The sequence below is a fragment of the Brucella anthropi genome, assembly GCF_046630315.1.
Classification (GTDB): domain Bacteria; phylum Pseudomonadota; class Alphaproteobacteria; order Rhizobiales; family Rhizobiaceae; genus Brucella; species Brucella anthropi_A.
On record NZ_LQBD01000017.1, the window covers coordinates 35,633 to 54,179 of the forward strand.

Sequence of the window (18,547 nt, forward strand, 5' to 3'; positions counted from 1 at the left end):
CGAAAGCGTTGTTTGTCAAACAACAAAGGTGACGGAGACAATCGTGGTCGAGCTGATCAACAATATCGAGAATCTGGAATTCATCATTGCCAAGGCTCGGGAGTATGATGTTCAAGTTCCCGCAGTGGATGAAGAATCCGGATCGAATGCCAGCGACGACAGCGAAATCGATATTCTCGACGCTTCTCTGGCGAACCCGACCCGTAAGGAACTGTTCGCCGCAATCCGGTCTCTGAACATTGATGAGCGGCAGGAACTGCTGGCACTTATGTGGGTGGGGCGTGGTGATTTCAGCGCTGATGAGTGGGATGAAGCTCTTTCAACCGCCGCTGACCGCGATAACGGTCGTGAAGCCAAATATCTCATTGGGACACCGCTTCTCGGGGACTATCTGGAAGAAGGATTGGTTGCTCTGGGTTTCGACGTCGAGGCCTACGATAATGAATAAGAAAAATTGATGCTTTCATGCATCCTTCTGTTTTGACGCTGCCATGCCCGGACATTAGTGTTGCAAACAATTCGGGTCGGCTTCGCCGACCGTCTATATTCAGCGCGATGGAGGACCGCACGATGCTTCAAAAAAACCTCACCCAAAAAACAGACTTCTATATCGACGGTGCATGGCGCGCGCCGATAGAAGCCAAGTCCATTGAGGTTATCAATCCTGCCGATGAAAAGCCTTATGCCATTATCTCGGCCGGTTCTGCGAAAGACATAGATCTGGCGGTCGCCGCAGCCCGCAAAGCTTTTCCGTCCTGGAGTGAAACACCGGCAGCCGAGCGTATTGGATATGTGCGGCGTCTGGTTGAAATCTACGAAGCGCGTCTGGATGAAATGGCCAAGACCATTTCACTCGAAATGGGCGCACCCATCACACTTGCAAGGGAATCGCAGGCCGCGGCTGGCCTCTCGCATACCAAGGCTTTCATCGCCGCATTCGAGAATTTCGAATTCGAAGAGATACTTTCCCCCAAATATCCGAACCAGACCGTGCTTCACGAACCCATTGGTGTTTGCGGCCTCATTACGCCGTGGAACTGGCCAATGAACCAGATCGCGTTGAAAGTTGTACCTGCGTTGGCGGTCGGCTGCACGGTCGTGCTGAAGCCTTCAGAAATTGCGCCTATGTCGGCAATGCTCTTCGCCGAATTTGTCGATCAGGCTGGCTTTCCGAAAGGCGTGTTCAATCTCGTCAATGGAGAAGGTCCTGTTGTTGGCGAAGCGCTGTCACAACATCCAGACGTCGACATGATGTCGTTCACCGGTTCGACACGGGCGGGAACGGCAGTTTCAAGAGCTGCCGCAGCCACCGTCAAGCGGGTTTCACTCGAGCTTGGCGGCAAATCGCCAAACATCGTCTTTGCCGATGCCGACCTTGAAAAGAGCATTGCACGCAGCCTCGCCCATTGCTTCGAGAATACCGGACAGTCCTGCAATGCGCCGACGCGCATGCTTGTAGAACGCACGGTGTATGACAAGGCCGTTGAACTGGCCAGGCAGGCAGCGGAAGGCACGAAGGTCGGTGATCCGGCAGAAGAAGGCGATCACATCGGGCCGCTTTCCTCGTCGATCCAGTTCGAGAAAGTTCAGAAACTCATTCAGAAGGGCATTGATGAAGGCGCACGACTTGTAGCGGGGGGAACCGGTCGTCCCGATGGTTTCTCCGAAGGCGATTTCGTCAAGCCGACAGTCTTTGCCGATGTGAACAATGGCATGACGATTGCCCGTGAAGAAATTTTTGGACCAGTGCTCGCCATGATCCCGTTCGATACGGAAGAAGAGGCCATCGCTATCGCCAACGATACGCCTTACGGGCTTGCCGCCTATATCCAGACAGGAAATCCGGAAAGAGCAAAGCGCGTGGCCCGCAAATTGCGTGCAGGCATGGTGCAGATCAATGGCACCTCACGCGCGCCAGGCAGCCCATTTGGCGGTTACAAGCAATCGGGTAACGGTCGCGAAGGCGGCAAATGGGGCCTGGAAGACTTCATGGAAGTAAAACTCATCAGCGGGTGATCCTTGCACGATAATAACAAAAGCGCTGCTTAGCGGCGCTTTCTGCTTTTCCCGGATTGGTGTGGTAGATCGGACCTCGCTGCCTATTGCAGACTAGAAGCCGATATCGTCCACGGATATCCTGAAAGTGCACGATCCTAGCCAAATATAGAAATACATGCGTCTCAACATCCGCGCCATCAGTGCTTTGAACGATCAAGCCGCACATTTGCCAAATTGAGAGGATCTCTCCCTCGCTCGGATGAGGTAAAGACATATATGATAACAACTCCCTTATCGGCAAGCGCAGCTTATAGATGCCAGTACGTAACGAAATACGGACGGCTATTATTTGTTAGACTGGCGCCCGAACATGGCGAGCGCGCCAAAGCTCTTCTGCCTTGTCGAAAAATTGCGCGTAGCTTTCATTGTCTGCCGATGCCGCCGTCATCATCGCCAGCGCAGCCGTCGCAATAACAGTATTTTCAGCGCGCTTGTCGGCTGCTGCGCCGGACCAGATGCCGTACCAGTATTCGAATGAGCTAAAGCTGGAATGTTTATCGCCACTCTCCCTCGACAGGGTGGGAAGCAGCAGGTCCGTCTTGCGGCCATCAAGAAGCCTGTGGATCGTATGCGTTCTGTGGGGCACCAGCTCAGCCACATCGCGGCTGGTTGAAACGACTGAGATCGATGGCATATCGAGAAGTGCCGCCGCGTCACGATGCAGTTCGCGATAGGCCGGTTGGGTGACGCCCATAAATGCAGCCTTGAGGCCCATCGGATTAAGCAGATGAACGAGGCTGTTCATCGATGAACGTGACTCGAACAAGGGATATAATGCCAGCAGCGCGTAGATTTGTGGAGCAAAACCGGCCACCGGCATAAAACAGATGCCGTGCGCTCCAAGCGCGCTTTCCGCTTGGGCGTGCGACATTGCAATCGGCAGGTTCACGGCCTCAGCCGCTATCTCAAGTTTGCCCGATATATCACCCGTGCCGCAATTGCCATGCATGACAACCGGATAACCCGCCCGAGCGACCAGTATGGCCGAAAGCATGAACCATGGAGACTGCATGGAATTGGGTGACAGATAGGCTGGCCAATCCAGCGCCGGTATATTCAACCCGGAATCAACCGCATAAAATCGCCGCGCCGCGCGTGCCATGCCTGCAAGTTCCGTTGCCGTTTCTCCACGATAATGAATGAGCCGCAACAACGCACTGATCTGCATCGGATCGGCATCGCCTGCAAAAATCGTCGTGAATGCATCTTCGGCTTCAGCCATCTCAAGAGGGCGCGTATGCCCGACCTTGCGCCCCACCACAGCGATATATTTTGCAAGCCGTCGTACTGGATCGTTCTCCGCATGAATATTGGCGAATTGTGCGGCAAGCTGTTCCGGCGTCGGATGATTTTCAAGCTCTATGACTTTGCGGATACCAAGCGGAGGCGGTGCCGCAATGGCGCTTCGTTTCCACCCGTGATGCCCGATGCAGTCCGATTTCGGCTGCTCAGTCAGATCCAGCCTCAACAATGTTTCGGCTTCATTCGCCAATCGCCGTAACCGCCCGCGCAGAGCTTCCGCTTTGGGGGTCGCAACCATGTTTCGGCCGGAACGGACCAGAATAGGATCATTGAATTTCTCGCGAATCTGGCCGAGCAGACGGCTCATGGCCGCGATGCTTAAACCCATCTGTTTGGCAGCCCCTCCAACGCTGCCTTCCACAAGAAGTGCATCAAGAGCAATCAACAGGCGCAATTGCCCCAAACGAAGGCTCTCCACCTCGCCTTGGTCTGTTGATTGCCGCGTTTTCGCCCGCTTACCCGTCATCGCCGATATTGCTCGTTCATTTGCGTTTAGTGAAACTTAGAATGCTTATAAAACATGACCGTTGACGTCACCTTATTGCCATACATAAGGAGACTTGAAAACTCAACTTTATACGGTGACGAAAATGACCAGCTTGTTTCGGGGATTGTGGGCCGATGGTACACAAAACAGGCGTTGGGCCGGAAAATCGCTCATTTCTCAGGCAATCCTTGCGGGGACATGTCTTTCCACTGTGCTTTTCATAAGCGAAGCGGCCATCGCCCAAACGGTGAACACGGTCGCGGAAGAAGCAGCCAGCAAGAAGAAAAAGGCCAAAGAAACGGTTCCGACCACGCCCGACGGCGCGGTGAAGCTGAACCAGATTGTCGTGACGGCAACGGGCTTCGAGCAAAATATCACTGATGCGCCTGCCAGCATCACAGTGGTTCCCGGAGAAGAGCTTGAAAGAGGCGCCTACCGTGATCTGACCGACGCCTTGAGGGACGTTCAGGGCGTCGCAGTCACAGGTTCAGCTGCTGAAAAGGACATTTTTATCCGCGGCCTGCCGGGCACATACACGCTGCTGCTCGTGGACGGCAAGCGCCAGAGCACACGCGATGCGCGCACCAACGGCAATTCCGGTTTCGAGCAAAGCTTCCTGCCGCCTGCGAACGCCATCGAGCGTATCGAAGTCATTCGCGGCCCCATGTCCTCGCTCTATGGCTCGGATGCCATGGGGGGCGTCATCAATATCATCACCAAGAAGGTTTCCGACACATGGAGCGGTTCGTTCACGGTTGATGGCACGTTGCAGCAGCATTCCAGATTCGGAAACTCTTTGCAGGGTTCCTATTATATGACGGGACCGCTGGTGCCGAACCTCGTTGGCGTACAGCTATGGGGCCGTGGCTTGAAGAGCGAGGAAGACCATATCGTCAGCGGTTCACCTGAGCAGAAGGACGTCGATATTACGGGCCGCATCACCTTCACGCCGAATGAAGATCACGATATCCAGATCGAGCTGGGCAAAACGCGCCTGCGCCGCGATCTGACGGTCGGCGAAACCGTCGCGGCAAGCGGCAGCAGTTCGTATAATTACAACGACCGCGACCATTGGTCGATCAGCCACACCGGGCGGTGGGGACCTACGACTTCGGAATTCTCCTTCATGCAGGAGTGGGCGCAGCGCACCAATTTCGCATGGGATAAGAAGCGGGGCGATTTCGTCGAAAACATGCGCGCGCCCCATGTGCGCAACTCCGTTCTGGACGGCAAGTTCACGACCCCGTTCGAGTTCTTCGGCAACCACACGCTCGTCACCGGCGGCCAATACACCGACTCGGTCCTGACGGACCAGAATCCGGGCTATCAAAACAATATCGATGAAAAATTCGGCGTGAACCAATGGGCATTGTTCGCCGAGGACGAGTGGTGGCTGACGCCTGACTTCGCGCTGACCGGCGGCCTGCGTATGGATGACCACAAGATCTACGGAACACATTTCAGCCCGCGCGGCTATGCCGTCTGGCACGCGACCGACCAGATCACCTTCAAGGGCGGGGTATCCACCGGGTTCCGCGCGCCGGAAATCCGCAATATCGCTCCCGGCTACACCTATACCACCGAAAAGGGTGCAGGCGTAATCCTGAGCAATCCGGACCTGAAGCCGGAAACCAGCACCAGCTATGAAGCAAGCGTGCTCTGGGACAATCAGACGGGCCTGCGCCTTGGCGCCACCTATTTCTACACCGATTTCAAGGGCAAGATCGAAAGCTACAAGACCCCAGATCGCGTGACTGTCGGCGGGATCGAATACAACAAATGGCTCTATCGCAATATCAGCGAGGCGACCTTGCAAGGGGTGGAGCTGACCGCCGATTGGGAAGCCACCGACAGCATCACCGTTCGCGCCAACTACACCTATACGCATTCCGAGCAGAAGACCGGCGACTATGCGGGCTTTCCGCTCACCCGTACGCCAAAGCATATGGCCAGCCTGCGCGCCGACTGGGAAACGCCGGTCGAGGGCCTCAAGGCCTGGGCTTCCGGCACCTATCACGGTGAGGAAGTCAATGCCGGGTTGCGTATCGGCACCGCCGGCGAGCCGATCTATCGCAATGGCAAGGTGGTTGCCCTGAAATACAAGCCCTATGCCACTTTCGACATCGGCGGTTCGTATGACTTCAGCGAGAATGTCACCCTGAACGCCGCCATCTACAATATTTTCGACAAGCGGGTGGAAGTGGACGCCTACAATACGGTTGTCGATGGCCGTCGCCTCTGGCTCGGCATGACCTCACGCTTCTAAGCCCGACACTTCGACGCCAGCCCTTTCGGCTGGCGTCTTTTCGCACGAATGGATGCTCTTATGAGCGCTCTGAACAATCTTATGAAAAAGGCGTGTCTGATGATGGCCGGTATTTTTCTGGCTTCCGCCGCACAGGCCGCAGAACCCGTTACCGCTTCCTTCGACATGGAAGCCAACGGCATCGCCTACCGGATTTTTACAGCTGCACCCGCCGAAGCAGCGCCAGAAGGTGGTTATCCTGTCATTTACATGACCGACGGCAACCGCATGTTGCCCATTGCCGCAAGACTGATGGCACAGAACCCTGCCCTGAAAGCCGTTTTTGTCGGCATCGGCTATCCGACCAACGACCCGGACGAAATCGTCCGCCTGCGCTATTTCGACCTGACGCCACCCACGCCCGACCATCTCATCCCGGCCCATTTCAATGTGCCGAAAACAGGCGGGCGTGAAGCGTTTTTCGATTTTATCGAAACGCAGGTCAAGCCGGAGATCGAAAGGCGTTTCAGCATCGACAGAGGCAAGCAGGCGCTGTTCGGCCATTCGCTTGGAGGGCTTTTCACGCTTTATGCGCTTTTCAATCACACCGTATCATTCCAGACCTACAGCGCCGCCGATCCATCGATCTGGTGGAACGACCGCGCAATCCTTGCCGACAAGGATCATTTCGTTGCTGCATTCGGGTCCTCGCCTCATCCGATCCGTCTCCTGATCGAAACCTCCGGCAAGCGCGGCGAACGCCGCCCAAGCGTAGCAAAGGAAGACAGGGCACGGATGGAAAAACTGCGCGGCGGGCCTTCGGGCGCGGATATTCATGTGGAACTGTCGAAACTGCCGCAGATGGAAACGGCATTCCGCCGTTTCGACAATGAAAGCCACGGCTCCATGATCCCGCTCACGGTGGAAGACAGCCTTGCCTTCATCTTGCTGGGGCGGAACCCGGTATCAACCGAAGAACCCACAAGGAATTGAACTTTTTTGCCCTGTTGTCTTTAACGTACGGAAAACTGGACTATAAAGCACAGGATTGATGAAAGGATCGAACACCATGCTGAATTTCGGCCAAAACCTTGCCCGGCTTTGCGGCGTTGCCGCGATGGCACTTGCCCTATCATCTGCTGCCCATGCCGCGGATATCACGGTAAAACATGCGCAAGGCGAAACGGCAGTTCCGGCCTCGCCGGAGAAGGTCGTGGTCTTCGACCTGGCGAGCCTCGACAATCTCGACCGTCTCGGCGTCAAGGTGACGGGTGTTCCAAGCGGCGTGGCTTTCCCGGAGTATCTGAAGAAATATCAGGGCAACGACTATGCCAAGATCGGCACGCTGTTCGAGCCGGACTATGAAGCGGTCAACGCCGCCGAACCAGATCTCATCATTGTCGGTGGCCGTTCGGCTGCGAAATATGGCGAGTTGAAGAAGATCGCTCCTACTGTCGACCTGACGGTCGACGCCAAGAACTTCATTGCCGACACACAAGTCAACATCGAAAAGCTTGGCCAGATCTTCGGCAAGGAGGCGGAAGCCAAGGCTGAGGCGGAAAAGCTGGACAAGGAGCTTGCCGCACTGAAGGAAAAGGCCGCCGGCAAGGGCACCGGCCTTCTCATCCTCACCTCCGGCGGCAAGATCAGCGCCTATGGGCCGGGCTCGCGCTTCGGTGTTCTGCATGACAGCTTCGGCGTGAAACCGGCAGCCCCCGACCTTTCCATCGGCAATCACGGCCAGCCGATCAGCTCGGAATTCATTCTGGAAACCAATCCGGACTGGCTGTTTGTGATCGACCGCGACGCCGCAATCGGTCGGGAAGGCAATTCCGCCAAGCAATTGCTCGACAATGAACTCGTCCGCCAAACCAATGCGTGGAAGAAGGACCAGGTGGTCTATCTCAACGCCCAGAACTGGTATCTGGTGGGCGGCGGTCTCGGCGCGTTGCACAACACCATCGGACAGCTTTCGGAAGCTTTCGACAAGAGCAAGTAATCTTCTGACCCAGTCCGTGCGGGCCGTCTGTTCATGCTGCGTCACCGGCATAAGGTGACAAAACGAACAGCGGCCCGGCATCGCGACAAGGCAAGAGACAGGACATCAGCGTGAAGGGACTAGCAGCAGCCGTAATTGTTGTCGCCGTGCTGGCTGTCATCAGCCTTTTCATCGGCGTCAGCGATGTATCGCTGTATACGCTTTTTGGTGCTCAGAGCACAGACCGCGCCGCGGAAGTCCTGCTCATCAGCCGCATCCCGCGCACGCTTGCCATCATTCTCGCCGGCATGTCCACGGCCGTGGCCGGCATGATTATGCAGATGCTGACCCGCAACCGTTTCGTGGAGCCTTCCACGGCGGGAACGGTGGAATCGGCAAGCCTCGGCATTCTGCTCGTCATTCTCTTTGCGCCCGAAACGCCGGTCATCGGCAAGATGCTGGTGGCCTCCCTCACCGCCCTTGCCGGGACAGCCCTCTTCCTGCGCATCCTGCGTTCCATTCCGTTGCGCTCTGTGCTCGTCGTACCGCTCGTCGGCATCATGCTGGGCGGTGTGGTCAGCGCTGTCACCACCTTCATCGCCTATCGCTTCGATCTTCTGCAATCGTTGAATTCATGGACGACAGGCGACTTTTCCGGCGTGCTGCGCGGACGCTACGAACTTTTGTGGATCGCCTTTGCCCTGACGGTCGTGGCCTATATCGCCGCCGATCGTTTCACGGTTGCCGGACTTGGCGAGGACTTCACCACCAATCTCGGTCTGAATTATCGCCGCGTGGTCACGCTCGGCCTCGTCATCGTTTCCATGGTGAGCGCCTCCGTAGTGGTGACTGTCGGCATGATCCCCTTTCTGGGGCTGATCGTGCCCAATGTGGTGAGCATGTTCATCGGCGATAATATGCGCCGCGCCGTGCCATGGGTGGCGCTTCTGGGCGCAGGGCTGGTGCTCGCCTGCGATATTGTCGGGCGGCTGATCCGCTTCCCCTATGAGATACCCATCGGCACGATGATGGGCGTGGTGGGCAGTGCCCTCTTCCTCTATCTTCTGCTCCGGCGAGGATCGCGCCTTGCTTAGACGTCCCGCGATCATCATCGCGCTTCTAAGCGCACTCACACTGCTTGCCTGTGCTGCCTTCATGACGCTTGGCGCGAAAGGCAGCTGGTCATTCGTGCTGTCGTTTCGCGGCACCAAGCTTGCGTCGATGGTTCTCGTCGCCTATTCGGTGGCCGTCTCGACGGTCCTGTTCCAGACCGTCACCAACAATCGCATCCTCACGCCATCCATCATGGGCTTCGATGCGCTCTATATCCTGATCCAGACACTCGTTGTCTTCTTCTTCGGCGCGGTGCAGATCGACTGGCTCGGGCCGAATGCACGCTTTTTGGCTGAAACCGCCATCATGGTCGTTTTTGCAGGCACGCTCTATTACTGGCTGTTCTCGGGCGCTGCCCGCAGCCTGCATCTCGTCATGCTCGTCGGCATCGTCTGCGGCGTGTTTTTTCGCAGCATTTCCAACCTGATGCAGCGAATGCTCGATCCGAACCTGTTTGCCGTCCTGCAGGACAGGTTCTTTGCAAGTTTCAACACCATCAATGCCGATATCCTGTTGATCTCGGCCATCATCGTTGCTGCCGTCTCACTTTATGGCCTGCGTTATCTCTACGTCCTTGACGTTCTGTCATTGGGCCGCGAACCCGCGATCAATCTCGGTGTCGATCATGCCAGGGTGGTGCGCAAGATCCTGTTCATGGTCACGGTGCTCGTTTCCGTCTCCACCGCCCTCGTCGGACCAATCACCTTCTTCGGGCTTCTGGTCGCCAATCTTGCCTATATGATTGCAGGCTCCGCCCGGCATCGCATCGTCCTGCCGGTAGCGGTACTGCTGGCGATACTTTGCATCGTCGGAGGCCAAACCGTGCTTGAGCGTGTCTTCGCGTTCAACACCGCGCTCAGCGTCATCATCGAGTTTCTGGGCGGCCTCGTCTTCATCATCCTTCTCGTCAGGGGGAACGCGCGTTGATCGAAATAAGCCAAGTCAGCAAAGCCTATAACGGTGCGCTCGTCGTCGATGATGTAACGCTGCGCCTGCCGGCGCGCGGCATCACATCGATCATCGGGCCGAATGGAGCGGGAAAGTCCACCCTGCTTTCGATGATGAGCCGCCTTCTGCCGATGGACAAGGGCCGCGTGACCGTGGACGGGCTCGATGTCACCACCACGTCAGGCGATGTGCTGGCCAGGCGTCTTTCCATCCTGCGGCAGGAAAACGCCATCAATTCGCGTCTTACCGTGCGCGATCTCGTGACCTTCGGGCGCTATCCCTATTCCAAGGGACGCCCCAACAGCGAAGACCGCAGGCATGTGGAACAGGCCATAGGCTATCTCGGCCTCGAAGATTTGAGCGAACGTTTTCTGGACGAGCTTTCGGGCGGCCAGCGCCAGCGCGCCTTCGTGGCGATGGTGCTTTGTCAGGATACGGATTACGTTCTGCTGGACGAGCCGCTCAACAATCTCGACATGAAGCATTCCGCCTCGATGATGAAGCTTCTGCGCCGCGCTGCCGATGAACTGGGAAAGACCATCGTGCTGGTGCTGCACGACATCAATTTCGCCTCCTGCTATTCCGACCATATCGTTGCCATGCGCCACGGCAAGGTCGTGCATCAGGGAAGCCCGGATGAACTCATCCACCCGGAAATCCTCGGCGAAATCTATGAGATGGAAATCGGCGTCGAGGTCATCGGTGGCAAGCGCATAGGCGTCTATTATCTTTAAGCGATGGTTTCCTCGCGCAACAGCGCCTGCAAGGCATCGTATGATGCCAGCACGGTTTCCATCTGTGCCGTGTGCCCCTTCACAAAGGCATCGCCATAGATGGTTTCATCCGGATATTCTGTAATCAGCGTCAGCGGAACAGTGTGGCGGTCATCCACGCCCACGAGACATGGAAAACCGTTGATGATGCGGAAGCCGGTTTCGCCTGCATGCTGCTCGAATAGCCTGATCTGTGCGTTGTTATAGTCCACCAGCCCGTCGATAGCGGCCAGATGTCTGGTCACGCGATCAATCAGTTCCTCTGCCTGTTTTTCCCATGCCGCGTGATGGCGGATGATGAGGAAAAAACCCTTGGGCAAGGTCCACATGGCAAAGGAGCGCGGTACATAACCCGAGAGCGGACGCGTCCATTCATGCGAAGGATAGCCGTGCAGGTTGACATGAAGCTTCGCGCCGGTGCGCCCTTCCGCCTCCACACGGATCGCCTTTTCGTAAAGCCCCTCACCGCTTCGATATTCCAGATCGTCGCCCAGCGCCGTATAGCGCGCGGCATGGTGCATATGGTGCGGGTGGAGTGCACAAAGGCGCTTGTGTATCTCGTATCCGTCTGGGTTTTCCTGCGGGGAAACGATAAAATGCGCACCTTTTCTGGCCGAGAGGCGGCGCGCGGCGCGCAAGGCCCCCACCACGCCCGTTGTTTCATTGGCATGCTGGCCACCGCTGATCATCATCGGCGCATCGGATCCCCTGACATAGGTGGCGCGCACGGCACGGCCGGAACGGGTCTTCGCCTCGAAAGGCTCGCCGCCGATCTTCACAAGTTCGCGGCGTATCTGATCGGCTGAAAGCGGCGCCTGCGCCGTTTCCAATTGTTGTTCGGCCGTCAGCGCATCCGCAGTGGAAAGCGGGCGCGTCTCGACCCGTACGGAAGGATCGGCGTCGCGGAAGCGCACTTCCGGCACGATCTGCCCCGGCTGCAGGCCGCGATCTCCCACCGGGCGCCCCGACTTCTTCTGGAAGACTTCGAGCAGCGAGAAATAAATATCCTCGTGCAGGGCTTCGGTCAGGCTCAAAGCCTCTTCGTCGTAAGGCAGGCGACGATCGGTGATCGGCAGGCTAACCGCGATACTGAGTTCGTCGAAATAGGGTTCTCCCCGCCCCCAGTCATAGGCGGCAATGGCCGAAACCGTATCGTGGAACAAGGTTTCATAAGCCGTTTCAAAACGACCGTTCCCGGCTCTGCCGTCTTGCTCGACGGTGAGCCAGCCGGTCGGTGAAACCAGCGTTTCGCCGATGAAATCCTCATGCACACGGTTGGGTGCGAAAACACGGTGGTTTTCGCTCCGCCCATCCCTGAAAGTCAGATCGACATCATAGAAGAAGTCATCCTTGTTTGAGGGGCAAAAGGTTACGTCCACATCAGGCAGCAGCGCAGAGAGCGGATAGGTTTCAAGGAGAAAACGGTTTTCCACGCATAAATCGTGACGCGGATAGCGGACGGACACGGATTGAAGAGCGTCACAATCCACTTCCTCCAGGAAGAAATGCAGGAGCGGCTTGTAGGCCGAGCGCAGCCTTGCATTCACGCCCGCCTCTCGCAGCCGGGTTTCGGCGGCAAAACGGCTCGGCTGATCGTCGAAAAGCCATGCTTCCAGCTTCGCACCGCGCATTTCCGGTTTCAGAAAACGGCCCAGAAGCGCAGTAATGGTGCGCGGATAGGTCTTTTCAAAAATCATGCTCATCGGGATGTCCTGCCGGTGGGATCAAGGCTGTCGCGCAGCCAGTCGCCAAGAAGATTGAGGCCCAGAACGGTAAGAAGAATGGCGAGGCCGGGAAAGACGCTGACCCACCATGCGGTTTGCAGATAGGTGCGCCCGTCGGCCAGCATCCCGCCCCAGCTTGGGATGGTGGGATCGACGCCCAAGCCAAGGAAGGTGAGGCTCGATTCCAGCAGGATATTGTTGGCGACATTGAGCGTCATGAGCACGATCACAGGCCCAAGCAGATTGGGCAGGAGATGCTGGAAGATGATGCGCCGGTCCTTCACGCCGATAGCGCGGGCGGAAAGGATGAATTCACGCTCGCGCAGCGACAGCACGGAACCGCGCACCAGACGCGCATATTGCACGCATTGCGACACGATCAGCAGCAGGATCGTATTGAAGATGCCGCCGCCCAGAATGGCCATGACGGTGATGGCGAGCAGGATGAAGGGCATGGCAAGCTGCACATCCACGAAACGCATCAGCGCCATGTCCCAGAAACCGCGATAATAGCCGGCCACGAGGCCCATGATCGTACCGATGACGACCGAACCGATCACCGAGACGAAGCCGACAAAAAGCGAAATCTTGCCGCCTGTCACGACGCGGGCCAGCACATCTCGCCCCAGCGGATCGGTGCCGAAAATATGCGCCGGATTGACGAAAGGCGGCATGAGCCGGGCCAGAAGATCAATCTTCGCGCCACCGCCGGGAAAGAGATAGCCGGAAAAGATTACCGCCAGGCAGATGCAGCCTGTCAGCACGACACCCAGAATGAATTCCAGGCTGGCGAACCGGGAAAAGAGAAGGGATGAGGTTTTGGTCGCCATGGTCCTACTCCGTGCGGATACGCGGATCGACAAGGCCATAGGCGATGTCCACGAGAAGATTGACGCCGATAATCAGCATCGAGAGGATCGCGATGGTCGCTTGCAACACGGGATAGTCGCGCCCCGCAACCGCGTCGAAGGCAAGCGTGCCCATGCCCGGCCAGTTGAACACGCGTTCAACCACCACAATGCCGCCCAGAAGGCCGCCAAACTGGAGGCCCAGATAGGTGATGAGCGGAATAGCGCAATTGCGCAGCGCGTGCTTGTAGAGCACCTTGTTTTCGCTCAGCCCCTTGGCGCGCGCCACCATGATATATTGCGATTGCAGCGTTTCCAGCATCGAGGTGCGCACGAGACGCACATTGGTCGCCGTCAGGATGATGCCCATGGTCAGCGCCGGCATGATAAAGCTTGCAATGCCGCTCATACCGCTTGGCGGCAGCCATTGCAGCGAAATGCCGAACAGCAGAACCAGCATGGTGGCGAGCCAGAAGTTCGGGAATGACAGGCCGACCAGCGAGCAGATACGGATGAGCTGGTCCGCCCATTTGCCGCGTGAAACCGCAGCCTTGATGCCAAGCGGAATGGAAATCACGATGGAAACGAACATGGAGGCGAAAGCCAGCATGAGCGTGGCCGGAAGCGCGCTGCCGACCAGCGTGGAGACCGGCGTGCCGCCGAGGAAACTGCGGCCCAGATCGAACGTGAACAGCCCCTTGAGGAAGTGCCAATATTGCACGAGGAACGGCTGATTGAGGCCAAGCCCCTCGCGGATGCGCTCAAGGTCGGCCTCGGTGATGCTGCCAGCACCCTGCGTCAGCATCAGGGCCGGATCGCCCGTCAGGCGGATCGCAAAAGCGACCAGCAGCGTCATCGCGACAAGCACGAACAACGCCTGCAAAATTCGTTTGATCAGAAACCCGGCCACCAGAACGCCTCCGCAATGCTGCGGCAAGCCGAAAACCGGCTTGCCGTATCCATGTTCAATTACTCGACAGTCACATCCGTCAGCCGCAGGCGGCTGTCCGGCACCGGCACGAAATTCTTCACGCGCTTGTTGACGCCGAAGATGGCCTTGAGATTGTAGAGCGGCATTTCCAGTGCACGGCCTGCCGCGTAATGCGCTATCTCCTGGAGGAGCTTTTCGCGTTCGCCACGGTCGAGAACCGAACGCTGTGCTTCCAGCATCTTGTCGAGCTTTTCGTCCTTGTCATACGGGTTCCACTTCTCGCCCGAATGGTACATCGAATAAGCGGTATTGTCGTAGTCGAAGGTCCAGCCGCCCCATGACTGCTGGAACATCGCGCCCGTCTTGCCCTGCGGAATGATATCGTTCAGCAGGACATTGGTATCATATGGCTTGATGTTTGCAGTAATACCGACCATTTGCAGATAACTTGCAATGGCTTGCGCCACTTCGTTAAAGCTTGCATCCTGCCCGCGCACATCAATCTGGACAGTCGCGCCCGGCTGAACGCCCGCTTCCTCAAGCAGTTTCTTTGCGCCTTCCGGATCATAGGGAAGCGGCTTCATGTTCGGATCGTAGCCAAAGGACAGCGCGCCCTGGAAGCTCGCAATCGGCTCCGCCTGACCAGCAAGGATCGACTGGATGATCGCATCGCGGTCCACAGCCATGATAAGCGCCTTGCGCACGCGCTCGTCCTTGGTGATACCGTCGCGCGTATTGAAGCGCAGCGCATAGACCGTGGGCCCCGAAGCGGTGACAAGCTCCAGCTTGGGATCGGCCTCAATGGTCGGGATCATGCCGATGGGAATGGTCGGCGGAATGACGAGATCGACACGGCCTGCCTGCAATTCGGCAACGGCTGTGGAAGGCTCGGTGATGAAGCGATATTCGAGTTCGGAGAGCTTCGGTGCACCGCCCCAATGATCGGCGAATGCCTCAAGCTTGATGTTCACCTTCGGCTCGTAGGAGACAAACTTGAACGGTCCGGTGCCGACCGGATGCATGTTGAAGTAATCATCGCCCTTTTCCTGAATATATTTCGGCGGAACGATCATGCCGCCATAGCCGGCCAGCTTGGTGATCAGAACCGGATCCGGAGCCTTCAGGTGAAAATCGACGGTCTTGTCATCGATCACTTCCACCTTGTCGATGGCGATATAGTTGGAACGCTGCGGCCCTTTCGCACCTTCGTCGCCCAGAAGGCGCTCGAAGGTAAACTTCACGGCTTCCGCATTGAACGGCTCGCCATCATGGAACTTCACGCCTTCGCGCAGATGGAAGCGGATGCGCTTGCCGTCGTCCAGCTCTTCCCACGATGTTGCAAGCGCCGGGACGATCTTGAGGTCCGGTCCGCGATAGACAAGGCCGTCGAAAATATTGGTGGCGACCGAGGCCCAGTTTACAAGAAAAGTGTCGATCGGGTCCCAGCTGCCGGGGTCCTGCGGCGACGAAACGGTAAGCTTGCCGGCAGCAAATGCGGGCGCCGATGCAAGAACTGCCGCCGAAAGAGCGGAAGCCATGAAAACGGCTTTCAGTGTTTTTCTTATCATTGTCTTTCCCCTTTGGGTTCTGGTTGAACTTTTGTTCTTCAAGCGCTTTCCGCAATGAAATGCCCGGCGGCAATCTCGCGATGGTTATAGATCGTCGGCTTGTCGTCGACCCGCCGCGTCGTGCTGGGAATCTCACCTTCCAGTGCGGGCCGGTTGGTGCGCGCCGCCGGATCGGCAATCGGCACGGCGGAAAGAAGCCGCTTCGTATAGGGATGCGACGGCGTTTCGAACACCTGCGCACGCGAGCCGAGCTCCATGATCTGGCCGAGATAAAGCACGGCAACGCGATGGCTCATCTTTTCCACCACCGCCATGTCATGGCTGATGAAGAGATAGGCAAGCCCGTGTTCTTTTTGCAGGTCCATGAACAGGTTGATGACCTGGGCCTGTATGGAAACATCCAGCGCGGAGAGCGCCTCATCGGCGATGATGAGTTTTGGCTGCGAAGCGAGCGCACGGGCAATGCAGATGCGCTGCCGCTGCCCGCCGGAAAACTCATGCGGATAGCGCCCGGCATGTTCCGGCCCAAGCCCCACACGCTCCAGCAATTCCGCCACACGCGCATGGATGGCCTTGTCATTGTCGAGAAGACCATGCGTGCGGATTGGTTCGGCGACGGAAAAGCCAACCGTCTTGCGCGGATCGAGCGAGGCGAACGGGTCCTGAAAGATATATTGCACCTCGCGGCGCATGGCATAGCGTTCGGCAGCGCTCATCTGGGAATAGGCCTTGCCGTTGAAGCGCACGTCTCCGGCAAAGGGCGTCTGCAATTGCTGGATCGTGCGGCCTATGGTGGATTTTCCGGAACCGGATTCACCCACCAGAGCCAGCGTTTCGCCCGGATAAATATCGAAACTCACCTTCGAAACGGCATTGCAGACATGCGTAACCTTGCCGAAAAGGTTCTTCTTGATCGCAAAGCGCACATAGAGGTCGTCGACGGACAGAAGCGGCTTGCCATCATAGCGCGCCGTTTCCTGAACACGCTCCTCACCCGCCAGAACCGGCACGCCGTCGCGCATCATCATGACCGGCATGCGTTTCGGAAACGCTTGCCCCTTCATGCTGCCGAGCTTCGGCACAGCGGAAAGAAGTGTCCTGGTATAGGGATGCTGCGGCGCCTCGAAGATGCGCCCGACCGGACCTTCCTCGACCTTTTTGCCCTTCCACATGACCACGACATCATCGGCCATTTCCGCCACCACGCCCATATCGTGGGTGATGAAAATAACAGCCATTTCCAGCTCTTGTTGCAATTCCCTGATAATATTCAATATCTGGGCCTGAATGGTGACATCGAGCGCGGTGGTCGGCTCGTCGGCAATCAGCAGCTTGGGGCGGCAGGCAAGCGCCATGGCGATCATCACGCGCTGGCGCATGCCGCCGGAAAGCTGGTGCGGATAACGTTTCAAAAGCCCTTCTGCATCCGGCAGGCGCACCATTTCCAGAAGGCGCTTGCCTTCGGCAAGTGCGGCGCGCTGCGTCATGCCTTCGTGCAGCATCAGCACTTCGGAAATCTGGTTGCCGATGGTGAAGACAGGGTTCAGCGACGTCATCGGCTCCTGGAAGATCATCGCGATCTCCTTGCCGCGAATGCTGCGCATGGCCTTCTGGTCGGCCCGCAGCAGATCGCGCTCACCGCCCTTGCCGGAGAACAGGATGCGCCCCTCGGGGAAACGCGCGCCGCTCATATCGGCAAGGCGCATGATGGAAAGCGAGGTGATCGATTTTCCAGAACCGGATTCGCCAACCACGGCCAGCGTGCGGCCGGGCCTTACGGAAAAGCTGAGGCCGTCGACAACACGGCTTGCGCCGAACTCGACGCTGAGGCCATCGACGGTCAGCAGAGGTTTTGAAACAGGTTCGCTCAACTCGGTTCCGCTCAAATTCGCAACTCTCTTATAATGTAATGGCAGACCGCGTGGCCTGATTGAATGCGCCCGACATGAAGCGCAGAAGTGCGGCCACTTCCGAAAGCGTCTCCTCCGAAGGCCGCGCATTGGCGGTGGAATCGACCAACAGGCGCTCGCGAATCTGCGCGTAACGCGCGCAGGCTTCCGCTCCCTTGGCCGTGATCTTCACCGTCTTTTCCTTGGCGGCCTTGCCGGTCGTCAGCAATCCGGCCTTTTCCAATTTGCGGATAGCGTAAGTCGCAATGTGCGTATCTTCAATATCCAGCACGAGACAGATATCGGCGAGCTTTTTTTCGCGGTCGCGGTGGCGAATGGAATGGAGAATGAGTACTTCGATCGGCGAAAGCCCCGGCAGCCCGGCAGCAGCCATGCAGCGCACCATCCAGCGGGAAAAGGCGTGCGATGCGAGAATGAGGCCGTACTCGACCTCGGACATGGCGGGCGAGCCGCCTTCGGCAAGGTGGGCGGAGGAAACAATCGGGCCGATGGAGGCAACGGGGCGCAAATGCTTCGGCAAGGCGACTTCTTCGAAGCCCGCCTCGCGCGGATCGACAGCCGCTTCCGGCCCGTCCTCCGTTTTCCTCATTTTTCCCATTCTTGCCGCTCCCTCTTTTATGTGTATTTTATGTCACCATCTTATCGACATTTTGTCAATAAAG

The 18,547-nt window shown here is 57.5% G+C and carries 15 protein-coding genes; 8 read left to right on the forward strand and 7 right to left on the reverse strand.

All coding sequences use genetic code 11. The features are described 5' to 3' along the window. The first annotated feature begins 43 nt into the window (after nt 1-43). Both AVM02_RS11140 and AVM02_RS11145 read left to right on the forward strand, forming a co-directional pair. A complete protein-coding gene (locus AVM02_RS11140) occupies nt 44-448 on the forward strand; it encodes a DUF3775 domain-containing protein (RefSeq protein ID WP_411507033.1) in 405 nt (134 codons plus the stop codon). Nucleotides 449-570: 122 nt separating this feature from the next. Beyond that, nucleotides 571-2,016, forward strand: coding sequence for an aldehyde dehydrogenase family protein (locus AVM02_RS11145; RefSeq protein WP_411507034.1), 1,446 nt, complete (start codon nt 571-573; stop codon nt 2,014-2,016). A gap of 334 nt (nt 2,017-2,350) precedes the next feature. Here the strand turns inward: AVM02_RS11145 and AVM02_RS11150 are convergent, their stop codons facing one another. Beyond that, entirely contained in the window at nt 2,351-3,826 is a 1,476-nt protein-coding gene (locus tag AVM02_RS11150) for a glycosyl transferase family protein (protein ID WP_411507035.1), read from the reverse strand. 124 nt (nt 3,827-3,950) lie between these two features. On the opposite strand from AVM02_RS11150, the gene AVM02_RS11155 reads away from it, so the two are divergent. The 6 genes from AVM02_RS11155 to AVM02_RS11180 all read left to right on the forward strand — a co-directional run bounded on the left by AVM02_RS11155 (nt 3,951) and on the right by AVM02_RS11180 (nt 10,865). Further along, on the forward strand, nt 3,951-6,113 hold the full coding sequence (locus AVM02_RS11155; protein WP_411507036.1) for a TonB-dependent receptor domain-containing protein: 2,163 nt from the start codon (nt 3,951-3,953) through the stop codon (nt 6,111-6,113). Between the two features lie 99 nt (nt 6,114-6,212). Next, complete coding sequence (locus AVM02_RS11160) at nt 6,213-7,085, forward strand: alpha/beta hydrolase (RefSeq protein ID WP_411507037.1); 873 nt, start codon at nt 6,213-6,215, stop codon at nt 7,083-7,085. A 76-nt stretch (nt 7,086-7,161) separates the two neighbouring features. Beyond that, nucleotides 7,162-8,091, forward strand: a complete 930-nt coding sequence (locus AVM02_RS11165) for a siderophore ABC transporter substrate-binding protein (protein ID WP_411507038.1) — start codon at nt 7,162-7,164, stop codon at nt 8,089-8,091. Nucleotides 8,092-8,201: 110 nt separating this feature from the next. Continuing rightward, nucleotides 8,202-9,164 carry an ABC transporter permease gene (locus AVM02_RS11170; protein WP_411507039.1) on the forward strand — a complete coding sequence of 321 codons (963 nt, stop codon included), beginning with the start codon at nt 8,202-8,204 and terminating at the stop codon, nt 9,162-9,164. After that, nucleotides 9,157-10,110: an iron chelate uptake ABC transporter family permease subunit gene (locus AVM02_RS11175; protein WP_411507040.1), complete on the forward strand. Its 954-nt coding sequence runs from the start codon at nt 9,157-9,159 to the stop codon at nt 10,108-10,110. The genes AVM02_RS11170 and AVM02_RS11175 overlap by 8 nt, the downstream gene beginning before the upstream one ends. Then, on the forward strand, nt 10,107-10,865 hold the full coding sequence (locus tag AVM02_RS11180; RefSeq protein WP_411507041.1) for an ABC transporter ATP-binding protein: 759 nt from the start codon (nt 10,107-10,109) through the stop codon (nt 10,863-10,865). Before AVM02_RS11175 ends, AVM02_RS11180 begins: the two co-directional genes overlap by 4 nt. Here the strand turns inward: AVM02_RS11180 and AVM02_RS11185 are convergent. Genes AVM02_RS11185 through AVM02_RS11210 form a run of 6 tightly spaced genes read right to left on the reverse strand, consistent with a single transcriptional unit; the run spans nt 10,862 to nt 18,483 of the window. Then, nucleotides 10,862-12,607, reverse strand: coding sequence for a M14 family metallopeptidase (locus AVM02_RS11185; protein WP_411507042.1), 1,746 nt, complete (start codon nt 12,605-12,607; stop codon nt 10,862-10,864). The two genes, AVM02_RS11180 and AVM02_RS11185, sit on opposite strands and share 4 nt — an antisense overlap. Continuing rightward, a complete protein-coding gene (locus tag AVM02_RS11190) occupies nt 12,604-13,458 on the reverse strand; it encodes an ABC transporter permease (RefSeq protein WP_411507043.1) in 855 nt (284 codons plus the stop codon). Before AVM02_RS11190 ends, AVM02_RS11185 begins: the two co-directional genes overlap by 4 nt. Nucleotides 13,459-13,462: 4 nt before the next feature. Then, on the reverse strand, nt 13,463-14,386 hold the full coding sequence (locus tag AVM02_RS11195; RefSeq protein ID WP_411507044.1) for an ABC transporter permease: 924 nt from the start codon (nt 14,384-14,386) through the stop codon (nt 13,463-13,465). Between the two features lie 59 nt (nt 14,387-14,445). Then, nucleotides 14,446-15,975 (reverse strand): ABC transporter substrate-binding protein, encoded by a 1,530-nt coding sequence (locus AVM02_RS11200; protein ID WP_411507045.1) that lies wholly within the window; start codon nt 15,973-15,975, stop codon nt 14,446-14,448. 38 nt (nt 15,976-16,013) lie between these two features. Beyond that, nucleotides 16,014-17,861 (reverse strand): dipeptide ABC transporter ATP-binding protein, encoded by a 1,848-nt coding sequence (locus tag AVM02_RS11205; RefSeq protein WP_411507046.1) that lies wholly within the window; start codon nt 17,859-17,861, stop codon nt 16,014-16,016. A gap of 13 nt (nt 17,862-17,874) precedes the next feature. Continuing rightward, nucleotides 17,875-18,483 carry a winged helix DNA-binding protein gene (locus AVM02_RS11210; protein ID WP_411507047.1) on the reverse strand — a complete coding sequence of 203 codons (609 nt, stop codon included), beginning with the start codon at nt 18,481-18,483 and terminating at the stop codon, nt 17,875-17,877. Between the last annotated feature and the right edge of the window lie 64 nt (nt 18,484-18,547).